At 64.1% G+C, this 19046-nt stretch carries 19 protein-coding genes and 1 pseudogene; 11 read left to right on the forward strand and 9 right to left on the reverse strand.

The window, feature by feature from the left end:
- Nucleotides 1–12: 12 nt before the first annotated feature.
- Together OKW30_RS21825 and fghA are read left to right on the forward strand one after the other, a co-directional pair.
- Nucleotides 13–1119 (forward strand): S-(hydroxymethyl)glutathione dehydrogenase/class III alcohol dehydrogenase, encoded by a 1107-nt coding sequence (locus OKW30_RS21825; protein ID WP_429347536.1) that lies wholly within the window; start codon nucleotides 13–15, stop codon nucleotides 1117–1119.
- Between the two features lie 15 nt (nucleotides 1120–1134).
- Nucleotides 1135–1986: an S-formylglutathione hydrolase gene (gene fghA / locus OKW30_RS21830; protein ID WP_429347537.1), complete on the forward strand. Its 852-nt coding sequence runs from the start codon at nucleotides 1135–1137 to the stop codon at nucleotides 1984–1986.
- 84 nt (nucleotides 1987–2070) lie between these two features.
- Here the strand turns inward: fghA and OKW30_RS21835 are convergent, their stop codons facing one another.
- From OKW30_RS21835 to OKW30_RS21850, 4 genes are all read right to left on the reverse strand, one after another.
- Complete coding sequence (locus OKW30_RS21835) at nucleotides 2071–2853, reverse strand: metal ABC transporter permease (protein ID WP_090801692.1); 783 nt, start codon at nucleotides 2851–2853, stop codon at nucleotides 2071–2073.
- On the reverse strand, nucleotides 2846–3790 hold the full coding sequence (locus OKW30_RS21840) for an ABC transporter ATP-binding protein (protein WP_429347538.1): 945 nt from the start codon (nucleotides 3788–3790) through the stop codon (nucleotides 2846–2848). The genes OKW30_RS21835 and OKW30_RS21840 overlap by 8 nt, the downstream gene beginning before the upstream one ends.
- A complete protein-coding gene (locus tag OKW30_RS21845; RefSeq protein ID WP_429347539.1) occupies nucleotides 3787–4776 on the reverse strand; it encodes a metal ABC transporter solute-binding protein in 990 nt (329 codons plus the stop codon). The genes OKW30_RS21840 and OKW30_RS21845 overlap by 4 nt, the downstream gene beginning before the upstream one ends.
- A gap of 91 nt (nucleotides 4777–4867) precedes the next feature.
- A complete protein-coding gene (locus tag OKW30_RS21850) occupies nucleotides 4868–5365 on the reverse strand; it encodes a Fur family transcriptional regulator (RefSeq protein ID WP_184023028.1) in 498 nt (165 codons plus the stop codon).
- Between the two features lie 298 nt (nucleotides 5366–5663).
- Between OKW30_RS21850 and OKW30_RS21855 the strand changes: the two genes are divergently transcribed.
- The 6 genes from OKW30_RS21855 to OKW30_RS21880 all read left to right on the forward strand — a co-directional run bounded on the left by OKW30_RS21855 (nucleotide 5664) and on the right by OKW30_RS21880 (nucleotide 11733).
- Nucleotides 5664–6443, forward strand: a complete 780-nt coding sequence (locus OKW30_RS21855; RefSeq protein WP_184006440.1) for an L-iditol 2-dehydrogenase — start codon at nucleotides 5664–5666, stop codon at nucleotides 6441–6443.
- Nucleotides 6444–6540: 97 nt separating this feature from the next.
- Nucleotides 6541–7863 (forward strand): ABC transporter substrate-binding protein, encoded by a 1323-nt coding sequence (locus OKW30_RS21860; protein ID WP_429347540.1) that lies wholly within the window; start codon nucleotides 6541–6543, stop codon nucleotides 7861–7863.
- Nucleotides 7864–8030: 167 nt separating this feature from the next.
- Nucleotides 8031–8966: a carbohydrate ABC transporter permease gene (locus OKW30_RS21865; protein ID WP_090801682.1), complete on the forward strand. Its 936-nt coding sequence runs from the start codon at nucleotides 8031–8033 to the stop codon at nucleotides 8964–8966.
- Nucleotides 8963–9838, forward strand: a complete 876-nt coding sequence (locus OKW30_RS21870) for a carbohydrate ABC transporter permease (protein ID WP_184006437.1) — start codon at nucleotides 8963–8965, stop codon at nucleotides 9836–9838. Before OKW30_RS21865 ends, OKW30_RS21870 begins: the two co-directional genes overlap by 4 nt.
- Complete coding sequence (locus OKW30_RS21875) at nucleotides 9835–10536, forward strand: HAD family hydrolase (RefSeq protein WP_187609898.1); 702 nt, start codon at nucleotides 9835–9837, stop codon at nucleotides 10534–10536. Before OKW30_RS21870 ends, OKW30_RS21875 begins: the two co-directional genes overlap by 4 nt.
- Nucleotides 10537–10623: 87 nt before the next feature.
- Nucleotides 10624–11733 carry an ABC transporter ATP-binding protein gene (locus OKW30_RS21880; protein ID WP_184023032.1) on the forward strand — a complete coding sequence of 370 codons (1110 nt, stop codon included), beginning with the start codon at nucleotides 10624–10626 and terminating at the stop codon, nucleotides 11731–11733.
- A gap of 239 nt (nucleotides 11734–11972) precedes the next feature.
- On the opposite strand, the gene OKW30_RS21885 is transcribed toward OKW30_RS21880, so the two are convergent.
- Both OKW30_RS21885 and OKW30_RS21890 read right to left on the reverse strand, forming a co-directional pair.
- Nucleotides 11973–12257 (reverse strand): contact-dependent growth inhibition system immunity protein, encoded by a 285-nt coding sequence (locus OKW30_RS21885; RefSeq protein ID WP_184066461.1) that lies wholly within the window; start codon nucleotides 12255–12257, stop codon nucleotides 11973–11975.
- 17 nt (nucleotides 12258–12274) lie between these two features.
- Nucleotides 12275–13108 carry an RNase A-like domain-containing protein gene (locus OKW30_RS21890; protein ID WP_429347541.1) on the reverse strand — a complete coding sequence of 278 codons (834 nt, stop codon included), beginning with the start codon at nucleotides 13106–13108 and terminating at the stop codon, nucleotides 12275–12277.
- Between the two features lie 295 nt (nucleotides 13109–13403).
- Between OKW30_RS21890 and OKW30_RS21895 the strand changes: the two are divergent.
- The 3 genes and pseudogenes from OKW30_RS21895 to OKW30_RS21905 all read left to right on the forward strand — a co-directional run.
- Nucleotides 13404–14035: pseudogene (locus OKW30_RS21895) on the forward strand (RNase A-like domain-containing protein); the annotation flags it as partial.
- 64 nt (nucleotides 14036–14099) lie between these two features.
- Nucleotides 14100–14510, forward strand: a complete 411-nt coding sequence (locus OKW30_RS21900) for a hypothetical protein (RefSeq protein ID WP_429347542.1) — start codon at nucleotides 14100–14102, stop codon at nucleotides 14508–14510.
- A 21-nt stretch (nucleotides 14511–14531) separates the two neighbouring features.
- Entirely contained in the window at nucleotides 14532–14768 is a 237-nt protein-coding gene (locus OKW30_RS21905) for a contact-dependent growth inhibition system immunity protein (RefSeq protein WP_184023036.1), read from the forward strand.
- A 122-nt stretch (nucleotides 14769–14890) separates the two neighbouring features.
- On the opposite strand, the gene OKW30_RS21910 is transcribed toward OKW30_RS21905, so the two are convergent.
- The 3 genes from OKW30_RS21910 to dalD form a co-directional block, all read right to left on the reverse strand.
- On the reverse strand, nucleotides 14891–15838 hold the full coding sequence (locus OKW30_RS21910; protein WP_184066452.1) for a sugar-binding transcriptional regulator: 948 nt from the start codon (nucleotides 15836–15838) through the stop codon (nucleotides 14891–14893).
- 77 nt (nucleotides 15839–15915) lie between these two features.
- Nucleotides 15916–17397, reverse strand: coding sequence for a xylulokinase (xylB, locus tag OKW30_RS21915; protein WP_429347543.1), 1482 nt, complete (start codon nucleotides 17395–17397; stop codon nucleotides 15916–15918).
- 67 nt (nucleotides 17398–17464) lie between these two features.
- On the reverse strand, nucleotides 17465–18886 hold the full coding sequence (gene dalD, locus OKW30_RS21920; RefSeq protein WP_429347544.1) for a D-arabinitol 4-dehydrogenase: 1422 nt from the start codon (nucleotides 18884–18886) through the stop codon (nucleotides 17465–17467).
- Between the last annotated feature and the right edge of the window lie 160 nt (nucleotides 18887–19046).

Genomic DNA, 19046 nt, shown 5'->3' on the forward strand with positions numbered 1-19046 from the left:
GGAGCATTGACGATGAAGACCAAAGCAGCAATCGCATGGAAAGCCGGCGCCCCGTTGACGATCGAGGAAGTCGATCTCGAAGGTCCGCGCGCCGGTGAAGTCCTGATCGAAGTGAAGGCGACGGGCATCTGCCACACCGACTACTACACGCTGTCGGGCGCCGATCCCGAAGGCATCTTCCCGGCGATTCTCGGCCACGAAGGCGCGGGCGTGATCGTCGATGTCGGGCCGGGCGTCGGCACGCTGAAGAAGGGCGATCACGTGATTCCGCTCTACACGCCCGAATGCCGTCAGTGCAAGTTCTGCCTGTCGCGCAAAACGAATCTCTGCCAGGCGATCCGCGCGACGCAGGGCAAAGGCCTGATGCCCGACGCGACCTCGCGCTTCTCGCTCGATGGCAAGCCCCTGTTCCACTACATGGGGACGTCGACGTTCTCGAACTACATCGTCGTGCCGGAGATCGCGGTCGCGAAGGTGCGTGAAGACGCGCCGTTCGACAAGATCTGCTACATCGGCTGCGGCGTGACGACCGGCGTCGGCGCGGTCGTGTATTCGGCGAAGGTCGAGGCGGGTGCGAACGTGGTGGTGTTCGGGCTCGGCGGTATCGGGCTGAACGTGATTCAAGGCGCGAAGATGGTCGGCGCGGACAAGATCATCGGTGTCGATCTCAACCCGGGCCGCGTCGAACTCGCGAAGAAGTTCGGCATGACGCACTTCATCAACCCGAACGAAGTCGAGAACGTCGTCGATCACATCGTGCAGTTGACCGACGGCGGCGCCGACTACTCGTTCGAATGCATCGGCAACGTGAAGGTGATGCGCCAGGCGCTCGAATGCACGCACAAGGGTTGGGGGCAGTCGCTCATCATCGGCGTCGCGGCGGCGGGCGAGGAGATCAGCACGCGGCCGTTCCAGTTGGTCACGGGCCGCGAGTGGAAGGGCTCGGCGTTCGGCGGCGCGCGAGGCCGCACCGACGTGCCGAAGATCGTCGACTGGTACATGGAAGGCAAGATCAATATCGACGATCTGATTACGCACCGTTTGCCGCTCGAGCGCATCAACGAGGGCTTCGAGCTGATGAAGAAGGGCGAGTCGATCCGCTCGGTCGTGCTCTACTAAGCGAGGAGCGTCGCGATGCTCGAACTACTATCGTCGCACGGCTGCCACGGCGGCGAGCAGCGCTTTTACCGGCACGAGTCGCGCACCATCGGTCTGCCGATGCGCTTCTCGGTCTATCTGCCGCCGCAGGCGTTGCGGGGCAATGCGAAGGTGCCCGCGCTGTTCTACCTCGCGGGGCTGACCTGCACCGAAGAGACGTTCGCGATCAAGGCCGGCGCGCAGCGCTTCGCGGCCCGGCACGGCCTCGCGCTGATCGCGCCGGATACGAGCCCTCGCGGCGCGGGCGTGCCAGGCGAGAGCGATGCGTGGGACTTCGGCGTCGGCGCGGGCTTTTATGTCGACGCGACCGAGCAGCCGTGGGCGCGGAACTACCGCATGTACTCGTATGTGCGCGACGAGCTGCGCGAAACGGCGCTTCCGAACCTGCCGATCGATGGCGCGCGTCTCGGCATCTTCGGTCATTCGATGGGCGGGCACGGCGCGCTGATGCTCGCGCTGCGCAATCCGGACATTTATCGGTCGGTGTCGGCGTTCGCGCCGATCGCGGCGCCGATGCGTTGTCCCTGGGGCGAGAAGGCGTTTAGCGGTTATCTCGGCGAGAACCGTGAAGCGTGGAAGCAGTACGACGCGAGTGAGCTGGTTTCGCACGCGACGCACAAGTTCGCGGAAGGGATTCTCGTCGATCAGGGGCTCGCGGATCAGTTCCTGCCCACGCAGCTCAATCCCGACGTGTTCGAAGCGGCGTGCAAGGCCGCGGGGCAGCCACTGACGTTGCGCCGGCATGCGGGTTACGACCACGGCTACTACTTCATCTCGACGTTCGTCGAGGATCATCTCGCGCATCATGCGAAGGTGTTGCTCGGCTGAAAACGTCGGGTAGCGCGGCATGAAATAAAAAACGGCGGCACGTCACGTGCCGCCGTTTTTTCGTGTGATCGGCGTAAGCGCCGCTCAATGCCGCTTCAACAGACTCCCGCCATACACCACCGCCGACAGCGCGGTGATCCAGAAGCTCGTCGGGCAATCGGTATAGAACGCGAGCGTCAGCCCGAGCCACGCCTGCGCGAGCGCGAACACGGCCGCGAGCACGAGACCCGTCGACAGCCGCGTGCTCAGGTTCTGCGCGGCGGCGGCCGGCCCCACCATCAGCGTGAACACGAGCAGCACGCCGACGATCTGCGTGCAAGCGGCGACGGCCAGCGCGGCGATCGCGAGAAACAGCACCGACACGCGGCGCAGCGACACGCCCTTCGCTTCGGCCAGCTCCGGTTGCAGCGACGCGAACAGCAGCGGCCGCATGATGGCCGCGAGCGCGGCCAGACTGACGACGCCCAACGCCGCGAGCACACCGAGCGTCGCTGCATTGACGCCGAGCACGTTGCCAAACAGCAGCGCCGTCACCTGCGTCGCGTAGGCGGTGAAGAAATGCAGAAACAGCAGCCCAAAGCCGAGCGACAAGGAAAGGATTACGCCGATCGCGACGTCGCGGCCGGCGAGCCGCTCGCCGAGCGCGCCCATGCCGACACCGGCCGCGAGCGTGAACCCAATCATCCCCCAGATAGGCGAGATGCCGATCAGCACCGCGCCGGTCGCGCCGGTGAAGCCGACGTGCGACAGCGCGTGGCCCGCGAAAGTCTGTCCGCGCATCACGAGAAAATAGCCGACCACGCCTGCCAGCACCGCGACGATCCCCGAGGCCGCGAATGCGTTCACCATGAAATCGTATTCAAACATCGTGCGTGTGTCCGTCGCGTAAGTCGTGCGGGTTTGGGCGACTGTGTGAGTGGCCGTGCGAATGCGTATGTCCGCCGTCCTCGTCGTGTTCGTGCTCGTGCTTCTCGACTTCGACGCCGCCCGACATCACGAAGATGCGGCCGTTCACGCGCATCACGTCGATCGGCGAGCCGTACAGACGCGACAGCACCGGCCGCGTGATCACTTCGTCGACGGTGCCGAGCGCCGCGACGCCGCTGCCGAGATACAGCACGCGATCGATCGAGTTCAGCAGCGGATTGAGTTCGTGCGCGGAGAACAGCACCGCGATGCCGAGCTCCTGCTGCACGCGCCGCACCAGTTCGACGACGCTCTTCTGGTGATGCGGATCGAGACTGATCAACGGTTCGTCGAGCAGCAGCAGTTTCGGATTGCCGAGCAGGCATTGCGCGAGCAGGAGCCGCTGCCGTTCGCCGCCCGACAACTCCGACAGTGGCCGCTTCGACAGATTCGTCCCGCCGACGAGCTCGAGCACCCGATCGACGTCCGCGCGCGTTTTTGCATCCGCATGCGGCAAGCCCCAGCGATGACCATCGGCTGCCATCGCGACCAGATCGCGGCCGCGCACGCGACGGCCGGCGAGCGCGCTGCGCGTCTGCGGCATATAGCCGATCGACGCGTTGCCGCGCTCGACCGTCTGCCCGAGCACGCGGATCGCGCCGCCCACGGCCGGCACGAGGCCGAGCACCGCGCGCATCAGCGTCGTCTTGCCCGCGCCGTTGGGCCCGAGCACGCCGATGAACTCGCCCTGGTTCACGACGAAGCTCGTATCGCGCAGGATCGTGCGGCCGCCCAGATCGAGCGTCGCGTTGTCGAGTTCGAGCACGGGCCGGTCGCCGCGCGCGGTGGGTGCGCCTGATTGCGCACCTGCTGGCGTTTGATGGCCAGTCGGAATCATGGAGCCTTTCCTTGCGCGTTCGCGCTGGTCGCGCCAATCGCGCCGTTCGTGTCACCCGCCGCGAGCGCTTTCTGCAACGCATCGAGCTGCGTCAGCATCCACGTCTGATAGGTCTTGCCGGGCGGCAGGGTTTCGGTGACGCTCATCGTCGGTACCTTCGATTGTTGCGCGAGCTTCAGCATGCGTTTGGTCAGCGCCTCGGTGGCCTGGCTGTTATAGATCAGCACGCGCACGCGCCGCTCGCGCAGATCGCGTTCGAACGCGGCGATATCGGCCGCGCTCGCTTCGGTGTCGTTCATCGTGGCGAGCTGGAAGCGCTGGTTGCGCATGGCGAGGCCAATCGCGTCAGACATATAGCCGAACACCGGCTCCGTCGCCGTGACCGGCAAGCCCGCATAGCGGCCGTGCAGCTCGGCGACCTTCGCGTCGATCGGCTTCAGCGAATCGAGAAACTTCGCGAGGTTCGCATCGTACGCCGGCTTGTGCGCCGGGTCAGCAGCGCTGAGTGCGTCGCAGACCGCGCGCGCGACTTTCGGCATCGTCGCCGGGTCGTACCACAGGTGCGGATTGTCGCCGCCTTTTTTGCCGACGAGGTCGGCCGCAATGATCACCGTGCTATGCGCGCCTTTCGACGCGGCCAGCAGCTTCGCCATCCACGGATCGTAGTCGGCGCCGTTGTAGACGACGAGGCTCGCGTGCTGCAACGCGCGCGCGGTGGCCGGGCTCGCTTCGAACAGATGCGGGTCCTGGTCCGGGTTGCTGAGGATGCTGGTCACGTCGACGCGATCGCCGCCGAGTTGCCGGACCACGTCGCCATAAAAGTTCTCCGCGGCGACGACCGGAATTTTCGCGTCGGCGGCGAACGCGTTGTGGCCGAAGCCGAGCGCCGCGATCGCGAGCAGACAGGTGCATAGATGGGTGCGCACAGACGTCGAACGCTTCAGCGCGCGGTGCGCTCTGGACAACATCAAGCCGATTGTTTTCATCGTTGTTTCCTGCTGGGTGAGAGTTGAATCAGCCACTCGCGGTGGCAAGGCCAAATACGGGGTGGCGCTTAGCGCGGCGCCGCGCGCCTGATCACGACGAAGTGCCTGCTGCGCCGCCGGCGCCGCCAGGCTTCGCCGCTCGCGCACATGGCCCGCACAGTCCACTTAGCTCGATCACCTGACGATGCACCTCGAAGCCATGCGCGGGTGCGCTGTGCGACAGGCGGTCGGCGAGCTCGTCGCCGGGAATCTCGACGGTCGCGCCGCAACCGTCGCACATCAGGAACTGGCTGCGATGCGGCACGCCGATTTCGCAGCAGGCGACGAACGCGTTCTTCGATTCGATCCGGTGCACGAAGCCGTGCGCGACGAGGAAGTCGAGCGCGCGATAGACGGTGGTCGGCGGCATGCGACCGCGCTCGGGGGCGAGCGCGTCGAGCAACTCGTACGCGCCGACCGGCCGCTCGCTCGCGACGATCGCCGCGTACACCTGGCGGCGCAGCGGCGTCAGCGCGAGCCCCTGCGCCGCAGCGTGCGCGTCCGCATGCGCGAGCCGCATGGCGTGCTGTTCGGCGAGCGAGGTAGTCATCGGCGTGAATCTCCTGACATGGCGGCCCCCGAGCGGGCTGCAAGGTCGAAATGATATAACGTAGCGCGATTTTTTGTCAGTGGCGCGAATCTTCGCACGGCGGCACGCAGCGAACGCGTCGTGGCGACCCGTGGCGCAATGGGCTCGCTCCTGCCGCGCTGCACCATCGAAATTCGTCCGCGTGCCTTGACATGATCCGGTCCGTATCCGATCATTCGATCACTAGCCGAGCAATTGTTCGCGTGATGCGCGTTCGCTCACCGCGCGCCAAAATGTAAAAACGAAGCGGAGACAGGCAGTGGCACGATTGCAGGACAAAGTCGCCATTCTGACGGGCGCGGCCAGCGGTATCGGTGAAGCGGTAGCCCTGCGCTATCTCGACGAGGGCGCGCGCTGCGTGCTGGTCGACGTGAAGCCGACCGACAGCCTCGGCGGCGCGCTGCGCGGCATCTACGGCGAGCGCGTGTTGAGCGTCAGCGCCGACGTCCGGCGCCGCGAGGACATCGAGCGCATCGTCACGAGCACGCTCGGCTGCTTCGGCCAGATCGACATCCTGTTCAACAATGCGGCGCTGTTCGACATGCGCCCGCTCCTCGACGAATCCTGGGACGTGTTCGACCGCCTGTTCGCGGTCAACGTGAAGGGCATGTTCTTCCTGATGCAGGCGGTCGCGCGGCAGATGGTCGAGCAGGGCCGCGGCGGCAAGATCATCAACATGTCGTCGCAGGCCGGGCGGCGCGGCGAGGCGCTCGTGTCGCACTACTGCGCGACCAAGGCGGCGGTGTTGAGCTATACGCAGTCCGCGGCGCTCGCGCTCGCGCCGCATAAGATCAATGTGAACGGCATCGCGCCGGGCGTCGTCGACACGCCGATGTGGAACGAGGTCGACGCGCTGTTCGCGCGCTACGAGAACCGGCCGCTCGGCGAGAAGAAGCGCCTCGTCGGCGAGGCCGTGCCGCTCGGCCGCATGGGCGTGCCCGACGACCTGACCGGCGCCGCGCTGTTCCTCGCGTCGGCCGATGCCGACTACATCACCGCGCAGACGCTGAACGTCGACGGCGGTAACTGGATGAGCTGAATAAAGAGCAGGGAGCGGGCACGTTGACTGCTCCGAGCGGCGCGTCATTCCGTCAAACGAACGCAGCATCACATAACGTACGAGAAAGGAGACAACGATGAAACCAGCTTTCAAATTCGCGCTGAAGGCGGCCGGTGCCGGCGCGGCCACCTGCTTCGCGCTGAGCGCATCGGCGGCGACGGTGACGATCGCGACGCTGAACAATCCGGACATGATCGAGTTGAAGAAGCTGTCGCCCGCGTTCGAAAAAGCGAATCCGGACATCAAGCTGAACTGGGTGATCCTCGAGGAAAACGTGCTGCGTCAGCGCGCGACGACCGACATCACGACCGGCAGCGGCCAGTTCGACGTAATGACGATCGGCGCGTATGAAACCCCGCAATGGGGCAAGCGCGGCTGGCTCGCGCCGATCACCAACCTGCCGGCGAGCTATGACCTCAACGACGTCGTGAAGACGGCCCGCGACGGTCTGTCCGCGAACGGCCAGCTGTACGCGCTGCCGTTCTACGTCGAAAGCTCGATGACCTATTACCGCAAGGATCTGTTCGACAAGGCCGGTCTGAAGATGCCCGACCAGCCGACCTACGACCAGATCGGCCAATTCGCCGACAAGCTCACCGACAAGTCCAGGGAGCAATACGGCATCTGCCTGCGCGGCAAGGCGGGCTGGGGCGAGAATATGGCGTACGCCACGACGGTCGTGAACACCTTCGGCGGCCGCTGGTTCGACGAGAAGTGGAACGCGCAGCTGACGTCGCCGGAATGGAAGAAGGCGATAACGTTCTACGTCGATCTGCTGAGGAAGGACGGTCCTCCGGGAGCGAGCTCGAACGGCTTCAACGAAAACCTGACGCTGATGTCGTCGGGCAAGTGCGCGATGTGGATCGACGCGACGGTCGCGGCCGGCATGCTGTACAACAAGCAGCAGTCGCAGATCGCCGACAAGGTCGGCTTCGCGGCCGCGCCGATCGAGGTCACGCCGAAGGGCTCGCATTGGCTGTGGGCCTGGGCGCTCGCGATTCCGAAGTCGTCGAAGCAGCAAGATGCGGCGAAGAAGTTCATCGAGTGGGCGACCTCGAAGGAGTACATTGAAATGGTCGCGAAGGATGAGGGCTGGGCCTCGGTGCCGCCGGGCACGCGCGAGTCCACCTACGCGCGCCCCGAGTACAAGCAGGCCGCGCCGTTCGGCGACTTCGTGCTAAAGGCGATCCAGACCGCCGACCCGGATCATCCGACCTTGAAGCCGGTCCCGTACACGGGTGTGCAGTTCGTCGGAATTCCCGAATTCCAGTCGTTCGGCACGGTGGTCGGGCAGAGCATCTCCGGCGCGATCGCCGGTCAGATGACGGTCGACCAGGCACTCGAGGCCGGCAACGCGGCCGCGAATCGCGCGGTCAAGCAGGCGGGTTATCAGAAGTAACCCGGCAGGCCGCCGCATCGACCGATGCGGCTCATGCAGCAGGGCGGCCGTTCGTCTGCGCCCGATGCGATGCGGCGCGTGTCGTGCGCCATTCAGGCACGGCACGCCGCGTCGCACATACGCGGCTCCGGCGAACGCTCCGCGCATTACCGAACAGGTGGTCCATCATGCGTCCTTTGCGCCTACCTCTGATGCAAACCCATCCCCAGACAGAAAAAGAACGCGAGGAGCGTAAGGCCAATTCGGCCCGCTGGCTCGTGGCGCCGTCGGTCGGCGTGCTCGTGCTGTGGATGGTCATTCCGCTCGCGATGACGATCTGGTTCTCGTTCTCGCACTACAACCTGCTCAATCCCGATCTGCGCGGCTTCGCAGGTCTCGACAACTACCGCTATCTCGCGACCGATCCGTCGTTCGGTCCGTCGATCGCGCATACGATCGAGCTGATCGTGTGGGTGCTCGTGATCACCGTGGGCGGCGGCGTGCTGATGGCGATCCTGTTCGACCGCAAGTTCTACGGGCAGGGCGTGGCACGCCTGCTCGCGATCGGCCCGTTCTTCGTGATGCCGACGGTCAGCGCGCTGATCTGGAAGAACATGATCCTGCACCCGGTGTACGGCCTCGTCGCGCAGGGCATGCGGGCACTCGGCATGCAGCCGATCGACTGGTTCGCCGACTATCCGCTGACCGCGGTGATCATGATCGTCGCGTGGCAGTGGCTGCCGTTCGCGTTCCTGATCCTGTTCACGTCGATCCAGTCGCTCGACCAGGAGCAGAAGGAAGCCGCGAAGATCGACGGCGCCGGTCCGTTCTCGATGTTCTTCTACATCACGCTGCCGCACCTGCGACGTGCGATCGCGGTCGTCGTGATGATGGAGACGATTTTCCTGCTGTCGATCTTCGCCGAGATCTATACGACCACGGGCGGCGGTCCGGGCAACGCGACCACCACCCTGTCGTACCTGATCTTCGCGCTGGGCCTGCAACAGTTCGACGTCGGTCTCGCCTCGGCGGGCGGTATTCTCGCGGTCGTGCTGGCCAACATCGTGTCGATCTTCCTCGTGCGGATGCTCGCGAAGAACCTGAAAGGGGAGTACGAAAAATGAGCCACGTTGCCTCCACTACGGCATCGACGACGCAGCCGGTCGCGGTGCCGACCAAATCGCCGTTCGACACGATTCGTCGCGGCATTCCCGGCGTGATCGCGTGGCTCGTCGCGCTGCTGCTGTTCTTCCCGATCTTCTGGATGACGATCACCGCGTTCAAGACCGAGCAGCAGGCCTATGCGTCGTCGCTGTTTTTCGTGCCGACGCTCGACAGCTTCCGCGAGGTGTTCGCGCGTAGCAACTACTTCGCGTTCGCGTGGAACTCGATACTGATCTCGGTCGGCGTCACACTGCTGTGCCTGATCCTCGCGGTGCCGTGCGCGTACGCGATGGCGTTTTTCCCGACGCGCCGCACGCAGAAAGTGCTGCTGTGGATGCTGTCGACGAAGATGATGCCGTCGGTCGGCGTGCTGGTGCCGATCTATCTGCTGTGGAAAAACAGCGGCCTTCTGGATACCGTGTCGGGCCTGATCATCGTCTACACGCTGATCAATCTGCCGATCGCGGTCTGGATGGCGTTCACGTACTTCGCCGAGATTCCGCGCGACATTCTCGAAGCCGGGCGCATCGACGGCGCGGCGACGTGGCAGGAGATCGTCTATCTGCTGATGCCGATGGCGCTGCCCGGGCTCGCGTCGACCGCGCTGTTGCTCGTGATCCTGTCGTGGAACGAGGCGTTCTGGAGCATCAACCTGTCGAGCTCGAACGCGGCGCCGCTGACCGTGTTCATCGCGTCGTATTCGAGTCCTGAAGGTTTGTTCTGGGCCAAGTTGTCGGCCGCTTCGTTGCTGGCGGTCGCGCCGATCCTGATCGTCGGCTGGCTGTCGCAGAAGCAGTTGGTGCGCGGGCTCACGTTCGGGGCCGTCAAATGACGGCTGGCCCGGGCATCGTGCGCTATGCGTTGATCTGCGATTGCGACGGCGTGCTGATCGACAGCGAAGCGGTGGCCGCGCGCATGCTGGTGCGCGAACTCGAGGCGCGCTGGCCCGGCATCGACGCCGCGCCGGTCGTGCTGCCGCTGCTCGGGCTGCGCATCGAGCGCGTGTTGCAGGACACCGCGACTCAGCTCGGCAAACAGCTCGGCGCCGACGATATCGATGCGATCCGCCGCGCGGTCGAAGCGGCGGCGATCGAGGCGCCCGCCGTCGACGGCATCGAAATGGCGCTGACCCAGGTGCCGCTCGTCAAAGGCTGCGCGAGCAATAGCTTCCGGCCCTACGTCGAGACGGTGCTGGCGCGCACGGGCCTGAAGCGTTTCTTCGGCGAGCGGCTGTTCTGCGCCGATGCGGTGCCGAATCCGAAGCCCGCGCCGGACGTGTATCTGGCGGCGGCGCAAGGCTTCGGGCTCGCGCCGGGTGCGTGCCTCGTCGTCGAGGACAGCGTGACCGGCGTCACGGCGGCGGCCACGGCGGGCATGGCGGTGCTGGGGTTTATCGGCGGCGGTCATGCGAGCGATGCGCAGATCGATCGATTGCACGCGGCGGGCGCGCGTCATGTGTTCGAGGACATGCGGCAGTTGCCCGACCTCGTCGCGCAATGGACGCTCTCCGCGACGGCCGCGGCGCCATGAGCGCACGAATGCACGCGACACGACACGGCATCAGGTAGCAGCATGAAGTAACGGGCAGCATCGAACGGCATTACACGGAGACACATCATGGCAAGCGTAACCTTGCGCAACATCAGAAAGGCCTACGACGAAAACGAAGTGATGCGCGACATCAATCTCGACATCGCCGATGGCGAGTTCGTCGTGTTCGTCGGGCCGAGCGGTTGCGGCAAATCGACCCTGATGCGGATGATCGCGGGCCTCGAGGACATCACGGGCGGCGATCTGAACATCGACGCCGTGCGCATGAACGACGTGCCGCCGGCCAAGCGCGGCATCGCGATGGTGTTCCAGTCGTACGCGCTGTATCCGCACATGACGCTGTACGACAACATGGCGTTCGGCCTGAAGCTTGCCGGCGCGAAGAAGCCGGAGATCGACTCAGCCGTGCGCAACGCGGCGAAGATCCTGCACATCGACCATCTGCTCGATCGCAAGCCGAAGCAGCTGTCGGGCGGGCAGCGTCAGCGCGTCGCGATCGGCCGCGCGATCACGCGCAAGCCGAAGGTGTTCCTGTTCGACGAGCCGCTGTCGAATCTCGACGCCGCGCTGCGCGTGAAGATGCGCCTCGAGTTCGCACGCCTGCACGACGAGCTGAAGACGACGATGATCTACGTGACGCACGACCAGGTCGAGGCGATGACTTTGGCCGACAAGATCGTCGTGTTGTCGGCGGGCAATCTGGAGCAGGTCGGCAGTCCGACGATGCTGTATCACGCGCCGGCGAACCGCTTCGTCGCCGGCTTCATCGGCTCGCCGAAGATGAACTTCATGGAAGGCGTGGTGCAGTCGGTGTCGCATGACGGCGTCTCGGTGCGTTACGAGACCGGCGAGACGCAGCGCGTGTTGGTCGAGCCGGGCGCGGCCAAGCAGGGCGACAAGGTGACGGTCGGCATCCGCCCCGAGCATCTGCACGTCAGCACGACCGAGGATGGTATCGAGGCACGCACGATGACGGTCGAATCGCTCGGCGATGCCGCGTATCTGTACGCGGAGTCGAGCGTCGCGCCCGATGGTTTGATCGCGCGGATTCCGCCGCTCGAACGGCATGCGAAGGGCAATACGCAGAAGCTGGGCGCGACGCCCGAGCATTGCCATCTGTTTGATAGCGAAGGCAAGGCGTTCCAGCGCAAGATCGTCGAGGTGCTGGCGGCTTGATCGCGCGATGACGCATTGCAGGAGCAGGCGGCGCACGCGCCGTCTGTTGCGGGCAAGGTTTGCGCTTTCAGGATGGCGGCCGGCAAGCCCGCACGCGCGTTGGCGCGCCTTGGCGGTGCGTGAGGCGCACGCAAAGCGCTGTCGCTAGAGGGCGTTACGCGTTTTGGGTTGCCAGCTGAAATGAAAGCGCGGAAAACCTACCGGACGGCGGGGAGCCCTCCGGTGCGAGGAAGCGCAGGCTACTCACTCAGAAGAAGACGCTTAAGCTTGTCGAGAAAAGCCTCAGTGGTCTGCTCCCACGCCGTCGGATCGCACTGGTAGCCAAATTCCTCCTCGAAGGCCGCGTCAAGATTTCCAGCATGATCGCTCTTGAACCGGTCTATGTCGGCCACCGTCGCGTTGATCATGTCTGGCGTGCATCCGCTTGCACAAGCCCGGACCAACTCTTCAATTGTGTTTCCCCAGTAGTCGAAATCTTCATTGAAGTAGCCAAGGATCAATTGCCCCAGATCATAATATTTCATACATCAATACCCACCAATCACTTATCGAGCATAGCAGTGAGGATGTAGTACGGCATCCCGTTATACGCCCCGTACTTCAAGACAACCTCCACTTTACTGCTATCTACCAACCTGTCGGTCTTCCTGACCAATGCGTATCCTACTTTTCTTCCAACGTCCTTTCTCAGCGTCAAAACCCGGTTTGGTGCTGCTTTTGTCCATGCGTGAATCTGCAAGGCATTTGCGCGCATCGTTTCCGATATAGCCCACTCCGCTTCCTCGAGATTTACGAAAGACGAAACTACTTTCTTTTCCGACTCCAGCCTGAGCCTCTCCCGCAACTGCGCTTCAGTCCTCCCGACATGTTTCAAAAGCGTATGTCCACCGATCCGGCTGCCCGCTTTTGCCTCGTGCATTTGCAGGTTAATCCGGCCCATCGTGACACGCGCTGCGCGTGCGGCCCTGATCGAGCCAGCGAAGCCGAATGGCACGGCGATATCGAGCGACAGGCCGATATTGTTCGCCATGTCAGGGCTCGCCTTCATCGCTTCAGCGAGTTTCGTCGTGCCCTGGTGGGTCAGCGTGGCCGTGTCCTGACCAGTCCAGACCTGCCGCAAGCCAGCCGCCGCCGAGTCGGAGCCATGTACTCCGAACACGATACAGCCGGCTTTGCTCGCCATCGTCGGTTCCGGCAAAACGCAGAGGGCACCCGCACCGACCATTTCCAGCACGCCGCCGACAACCTGCAGACCGCCCCAAATCCGGTTGGAAAGCATTTCCGTCTGGCTGATCGACTGGCGGGATAGCACGGCCGCGAGTTGCGGAGCACTCAGTACAACCTTCACTCCTTCGGTGTTATCGGCACCGGGCATATAGAAACCCTCTTATGTTTTTATGGGGCTTCGATGCTGCCTTGCTGACCATCTCTCAAGATTCGGACGACTCCGAATTTTCCGTAGCTCGATGCACGGACCTGTTCTGCATCGGGCGGGACTAGGCGCAACATCACGCACGCCGCGATTTTCCGGTCATATCCTGTCCTGCATCACTACAGCGGGCCGCTACACCAGACTTTCCCCTTCTCTCCGAATCATCCTTCGCCCATAGCCGGACAGTGAATCCACCGGTTAATGTGAAAGTCCGAAAAAAAAGAAGACGACTTTTTGCATGTCACAGGTGAATGAGTCAGACGGCGTCCGCGTCGTACTGAGCGCCCCGCAAATGGCGGCCGTTCTGGTTCGTCAGTCGATTAGCCAGACTGAGATGCTTTCGAACCGGTTATGGGGCGGTTTGCAGGTTGTCGGCGGAGATTGGAAATGGTCGGCGCGGGTGCGTTATGCGTGCTGCCAGAGCCGACGATGGCAAGCAAGGCCGGGTGCATTGTGTTTGGCGTGCATGGCTCGGATACCGCAGCAGCAGGTCTGCGACAGGTTTGGACCGGGCGAGATTCCTCCACGCTGATCCAACGCGGTGCGGCGAAGCTGGCCGAAACCATGAAGGCCAGCCCCGACATGGCCAACAATATCGGCTTGTCGCTCGATATCGCAGTGTCGGCAGGCGTGGCGGGATCGATCGAGGCAGTGCGGGCGTCCGAGATCACATTGGGCCGGATCAACTTGATGATGCGCGAAGCGAAGGCGGGTAGCGGGATTGGCGGGCACACGCTGCTGAAACATGTGGGGCGCACTGAGGCACCATTGTCAGAGAGATTGTTGAAGGAACCGTGGCGAGATCGGGTCTCGTCATTTGCGAATATTGGTGCGGCGGAATGGGCCATCTCGGAGACGATGCAGGCGAACATACAATGGAATGCCATACTATATTCTCACCGCTTATCTGGATGCCTAATTTAGGGAAGTGAAAATGAGTTTAATCGCGGATATCCTCGCGGCGAGAGGCCCAACGATGGTTAGAATTTCCAATGTACTGGACTATTCAAATGACCTGTCCCTGGTACTGTCCAAATTCGGCCTGACTCAAGATGAGGCGGTGCTGGTGCGCCATGATAGAGCCGGGGCCATTGCTATTCTCACGAACCTGCTATGGAAAGGGCAGGCTTATGATTGTGAATGCATGGGCAGGAGTAAAGCGGAAGAGCTTGCTGAAAAAATAATTTCTGAAAATGAATCAAAAGAAAGTAGGTATTTTTCAAACAAGGAGTCACCGTCATCGGATTCGTGGAATGGTCTTACGGGCTCGACCTTTGACTCAGGTATTGTGATAAGTAGTGGGGATGGGCGATATTTCTGTATCTGGCTTGAAGATGAAGATTAATTTGACGTCTTCAGTTAAGTCATGAAAAATCAGTCAACTTATCCAGAGCTTGGTCATTTTTTCGGAGCCTACCTCAATCAGGATTACGACCTTTCAGGAGACACACTCGCGGAGGTCGTTGAATGCTACAAACAGGGGACGCCTGTGGACGCGCATGAAAGGATGCTGTCCGAGATAGAGCGATTCAAGGGCGAACATCCAGACCTGGACGAGGCATTTGAGGAGGCTTACGGCCAAGATTGTTCGCCAGACCTGTGAGGTCACACGACCGCCTCGCTTCTTATGGAGTTGAAGCAGATCCCGAGCGAGTAAGACTCTCGGCTACGCCAACTTACGGCGCGTCTACACCGATCGCGCCCGCTTCTTCTGCGGGCACCGTTTCACGCCTCCAACGCCGCCCGCGCGCACACCTCGTCGGTCACGAGCCCCGACAACCATCCCCCCTTGAGCACCGCGATCAGCGCCTCGCGCTTGCGCTGCCCGCCCGCGAAGCCGATGGTCGGCCGGCGCGGCGGCGTGTCGAGCGCGATGCTCGTCACGCGCCGGCCGGTCGGCGATTCGACGTGTGCGCCGGCCGCATCGATTGGCAGGCCGAGCATTTCGGCGACCGCGCCGTTGTGCATCAGCTCGTTCACCTCGCCTTCCGTGATGAAGCCGTCCTCGTGCAACGGACAGGTCATGCCGATGTTGCCGATGCCGACGAACGCGACATCGGCCTGCGCCGACAGCGATTCGACGATCCGGTACAGACGGTGATTGCACCACTGCGCGCGCTCGGCCTCGCTGTCGGCGAGCAGCGGCGCGGGCAGCAGAAAATGCTTGCCCCCGGTCTTTTCGGAAATGTGCAGCGCGACGTCGTAGCGGTTCGAGGAGCCGTCCTGCGCGATCGCGCCGACCATCGATACCAGCCGATGCTGCGGACGGTCTAGCTGCGCGATCTGATCGACCGCGGCCTTCAGCGTGCGGCCGCTGCTGACCGCGACGACCATCGGCTTTTCCTCGCTCAGATAGCGCTCCATTACCTGCGCGCCGGCCACAGCGAGCTTACGGTCGACTTCCTCGGAGGTATCGCCGTCGATCGGCACGATCTCGCACATGCTGAGGCCATAGCGCTTCGACAGCTGATCGGCGAGCGACAGGCAATCAGCGAGCTTGTGATCGACCCGCACGCGGATCAGGTTCTTTTCGACCGCGAACGCGACGAGCCGCTGCGCGACCGGCCGCGATACCTGCAGCTTCTCGGCAATTTCGTTCTGGGTATTGCCCGCGACGTAATAAAGCCACGCGGCGCGTGTGGCGAGATCGAGTTTTTCTGTGGACCTGGGCACGATGAGGTTTCGGTTGAAGTGCGCCGATGATAGCGGCCGGCGGCGCGTCTGTCGCGCGGGCCGGCCGCGGTTGACGCTCAGGCGAGCGGTGCGCGCGCGGGATCGAACAGCGGCCGTACGTGGCGATACAGCGCGCGATACGCTTCGAGTCGCGTGCGCAATTGCGCGTGGCGACGCGGATTCGGTGTGAACTCCTTTTCGACAGGCGGCTTGGTCAGCACGGTGGCCGGCTCGCCACCGGCGGCGAGCCAGCCGAGACGCGCCGCGCCGAGCGCCGCGCCGGTTTCGCCGCCGCCGTGCTTGACGGTGACGGTGTCGAGCGCATCGGCGAGCAACTGGGCCCAGTAGTCGCTGCGTGCGCCGCCGCCGAGCAGCGACAACACCTTCGCCTCGGTGCCGGCCGCGCGCAGCGCGTCGAGGCCGTCGGTCAGCGCGAGCGTCACGCCTTCGAGCACCGCGTAGCCGAGCAGCGCGCGGTCGGTTGCGTGAGTCATGCCGAAGAATACGCCTTGCGCATAGGGGTCGTTGTGCGGCGTGCGCTCGCCCGACAGATACGGCAAAAAGAGCGGCGCGGTGGTCAAGGCCTCGGCGGGCAGCGCCTCGATTTCGGCGAGCAGCGTTGGCTCGTCGGTCGACGTCAGCTTGCAGACCCAGCGCAAACAGCTCGCCGCCGACAGCACCACGCTCATCTGATGCCAGCGGTCCGGGATCGCATGACAGAACGCGTGCACGGCGGAGGCCGGGTTCGGGCGGAAGCTGTCGCCGACCACGCACAGCACGCCCGAGGTGCCCAACGACACGAAGCCGTCGCCCGGTTGCGTCGCGCCGATGCCGATCGCGCTGGTTGCGTTGTCGCCGCCGCCGGCCGCGACGATCACGCCGTCGCGCAGGCCGAATTCGCGCGCGAGTTCCGGCAGCAGCGTGCCGGCCGGCGCGCTGCCTTCGCGCAGCGCCGGCATCTGCGCGCGCGTCATGTTGCAGGCAGCGAGCAGCGAATCGGACCAATCGCGCTTCGCGACGTCGAGCCACAATGTGCCGGCCGCGTCCGATGGATCGGACACCTTGCCGCCCGTCAGTTGCAGGCGCAGATAGTCTTTCGGCAGCAGCACGCAGGCAGTCCTCGCGAAAATCTCCGGCTCGTGACGTGCGACCCACAGCAGCTTCGGCGCCGTGAAACCGGGCATCGCCAGATTGCCGGCGACGCTGTGCAGATCCGGCGCGCGCTCGGTCAGCTCCGCGCACTCCTTGTCACTGCGCATGTCGTTCCACAGGATCGCGGGCCGCAGCACGCGGTTTTCCGTGTCGAGCAGCACCGCGCCGTGCATCTGCCCCGACAGGCCGATGCCGCGAATCTGCGCGAATTCGTCGGGATGACGCGCGCGCAACGCGGCGAGCGCCGTGCGCGTGCCGGCCCACCAGTCTTCGGGATTCTGCTCGGCCCAGCGCTGGTGCGGACGCGAAACGGTGAACGGCGAGCCTGCGGTGCCGATCACGCGGCCGTCGGAGGCGAGCAGCAGAACTTTCACTTCGGACGTGCCGAGGTCGATGCCTAGGTACATGGGAGCGAAACCTTCGTCGTTGGGGATGCGCTACTTTAGCGGTTCATCGCGCGCGCTGTCATGCGCATTAAGCCTGGCTAGTCGCGCCGCGTTCGGCGAGCCATGCGTCGACCCGCGCGAGCGCGCCCGCGAGCGCCGCTTCGAGCTCGGGCGTCTGCGCCATGCCGCCCCACAGCAGCCGGTCGGCCGCGAACGCGCGCAGCGGATCGGGCGCCGTGAAAAAGGCGTGCGCGACGCGCTCTTCCATCACGCCGTCCTGATACGCGTAGGGCAGCTTGCCCGTGTGCCAGCGTTCCAGAAAGCGGAAGAACAACGCGGGCAGCATCGCGGTCGCCGCCGGCGTGACGCCGCGCTCGAAGCATTCGGCGAGTGTCGGCGCGATGAAGCCGGGCAACTTCGAGAAGCCATCGGCGGCGACGCGCTGGTTCGTGTCGAGGATATGCGGGTTGCTGAAGCGCTCGAGCACGACGTCGCGATAGCGTTTGAGATCGAGCGGACTCGGTGTCAGACACGGGATCACGTCCTCGGTCACGTAGTCGTACGCGAACTGGCGGATGTCGGCATCGAGCGTGCCTTCGTGGATGTAGTTCAGGCCGACCAGCGTGCCCGCCCACGCGATGCAGCTATGCGTCGCGTTGAGAATGCGGATCTTCGCTTCCTCGTACGGCAGCACCGAATCGACGAGTTCCGCGCCGACCTTCTCCCAGGCCGGCCGTCCCGCGATGAAGCGGTCTTCGATCACCCACTGGATGAACGCCTCGCCCATCACCGGACTCGCGTCGTCGACGCCGGTCGCGGCCTTCACGCGCTCGCGCACGTCGGGCGTCGGACGCGGCGTGATGCGATCGACCATCGAACACGGGCATGACGTGTTGTCGTCGAACCATTGCGCGAGTTCGTTCGCGCCGCGTCGTTCGAGAAACTCGCTCATGCCCGCATGAAAGCGCTCGCCGTTGCTGCGCAGGTTGTCGCAGGTCTGCAGCGTGACGGGTCCCGCGCCGCGCTTCACGCGCGCGTCGAGAATCGCCGCGAGCGCGCCGTAGATCGTCGTGTGGCCGCCGGCGAGGTCGGCGGCGAGATCGGCATTCGCGGTGTCGAGCCGGTCGTGTTCGTCGAGGTAATAGCCGCCTTCGGTCACGGTGAACGCGATGATCTTGCAAGCCGGATCGGCGCCCGCTTCGATCAGCCCGTCGAGGCTTTCGCTCCACGGCAGCACGCGCTCGATCGAGCGGATCGTCTCGTAGGCGCGCTCGCCTTGCGGCGTGACGGTTTCGAGCGTGTAGACGCCGTTCTGCGCGGCGAGCGCTTCGAGCACCGGGTTCATGTCGCCGCGGATATTGCCCACGCTCAGCGACCAGCGCGGCTCGCCGGCCGTGCTCGCTTCGTTCAGCCGGTGCAGATACCACGCCTGATGCGCGCGATGAAACGATCCCGCGCCGATGTGCAGGATCACGTGTGCGGCCGCGCCGCTGCCTTGCCCGCTGTTCATGTTGTGTCTCCAAAAACTTGTCCGCGGCGCTCGCGGCGCGCGTTCTGTACGTGCAGAGCATTTGCTCTGTATGTGAGCGAATGATCGTACCCGGAGAAACGAAAGTCAAGGCAAGGGGCGGGCTTTTGATGGCGCAGCGCGGCATGGGCGATGCGCCGGC

The sequence above is a fragment of the Paraburkholderia sp. Clong3 genome (assembly GCF_050436485.1).
GTDB lineage: Bacteria > Pseudomonadota > Gammaproteobacteria > Burkholderiales > Burkholderiaceae > Paraburkholderia > Paraburkholderia tuberum.

Bases quoted from the DNA above. Each gene is read 5' to 3' on its own strand.
- OKW30_RS21900 (WP_429347542.1), top strand. From the start codon at position 14,100: ATGAGTTTAATCGCGGATATCCTCGCGGCGAGAGGCCCAACGATGGTT.
- OKW30_RS21880 (WP_184023032.1), top strand. From the start codon at position 10,624: ATGGCAAGCGTAACCTTGCGCAACATCAGAAAGGCCTACGACGAAAAC.
- OKW30_RS21860 (WP_429347540.1), top strand. From the start codon at position 6,541: ATGAAACCAGCTTTCAAATTCGCGCTGAAGGCGGCCGGTGCCGGCGCG.
- OKW30_RS21850 (WP_184023028.1), bottom strand. From the start codon at position 5,365: ATGACTACCTCGCTCGCCGAACAGCACGCCATGCGGCTCGCGCATGCG.
- OKW30_RS21840 (WP_429347538.1), bottom strand. From the start codon at position 3,790: ATGATTCCGACTGGCCATCAAACGCCAGCAGGTGCGCAATCAGGCGCA.
- OKW30_RS21835 (WP_090801692.1), bottom strand. From the start codon at position 2,853: ATGTTTGAATACGATTTCATGGTGAACGCATTCGCGGCCTCGGGGATC.
- OKW30_RS21825 (WP_429347536.1), top strand. From the start codon at position 13: ATGAAGACCAAAGCAGCAATCGCATGGAAAGCCGGCGCCCCGTTGACG.
- OKW30_RS21875 (WP_187609898.1), top strand. From the start codon at position 9,835: ATGACGGCTGGCCCGGGCATCGTGCGCTATGCGTTGATCTGCGATTGC.
- xylB (WP_429347543.1), bottom strand. From the start codon at position 17,397: ATGTACCTAGGCATCGACCTCGGCACGTCCGAAGTGAAAGTTCTGCTG.
- OKW30_RS21845 (WP_429347539.1), bottom strand. From the start codon at position 4,776: ATGAAAACAATCGGCTTGATGTTGTCCAGAGCGCACCGCGCGCTGAAG.
- OKW30_RS21865 (WP_090801682.1), top strand. From the start codon at position 8,031: ATGCGTCCTTTGCGCCTACCTCTGATGCAAACCCATCCCCAGACAGAA.
- dalD (WP_429347544.1), bottom strand. From the start codon at position 18,886: ATGAACAGCGGGCAAGGCAGCGGCGCGGCCGCACACGTGATCCTGCAC.
- OKW30_RS21885 (WP_184066461.1), bottom strand. From the start codon at position 12,257: ATGAAATATTATGATCTGGGGCAATTGATCCTTGGCTACTTCAATGAA.
- OKW30_RS21905 (WP_184023036.1), top strand. From the start codon at position 14,532: ATGAAAAATCAGTCAACTTATCCAGAGCTTGGTCATTTTTTCGGAGCC.
- fghA (WP_429347537.1), top strand. From the start codon at position 1,135: ATGCTCGAACTACTATCGTCGCACGGCTGCCACGGCGGCGAGCAGCGC.
- OKW30_RS21890 (WP_429347541.1), bottom strand. From the start codon at position 13,108: ATGCCCGGTGCCGATAACACCGAAGGAGTGAAGGTTGTACTGAGTGCT.
- OKW30_RS21870 (WP_184006437.1), top strand. From the start codon at position 8,963: ATGAGCCACGTTGCCTCCACTACGGCATCGACGACGCAGCCGGTCGCG.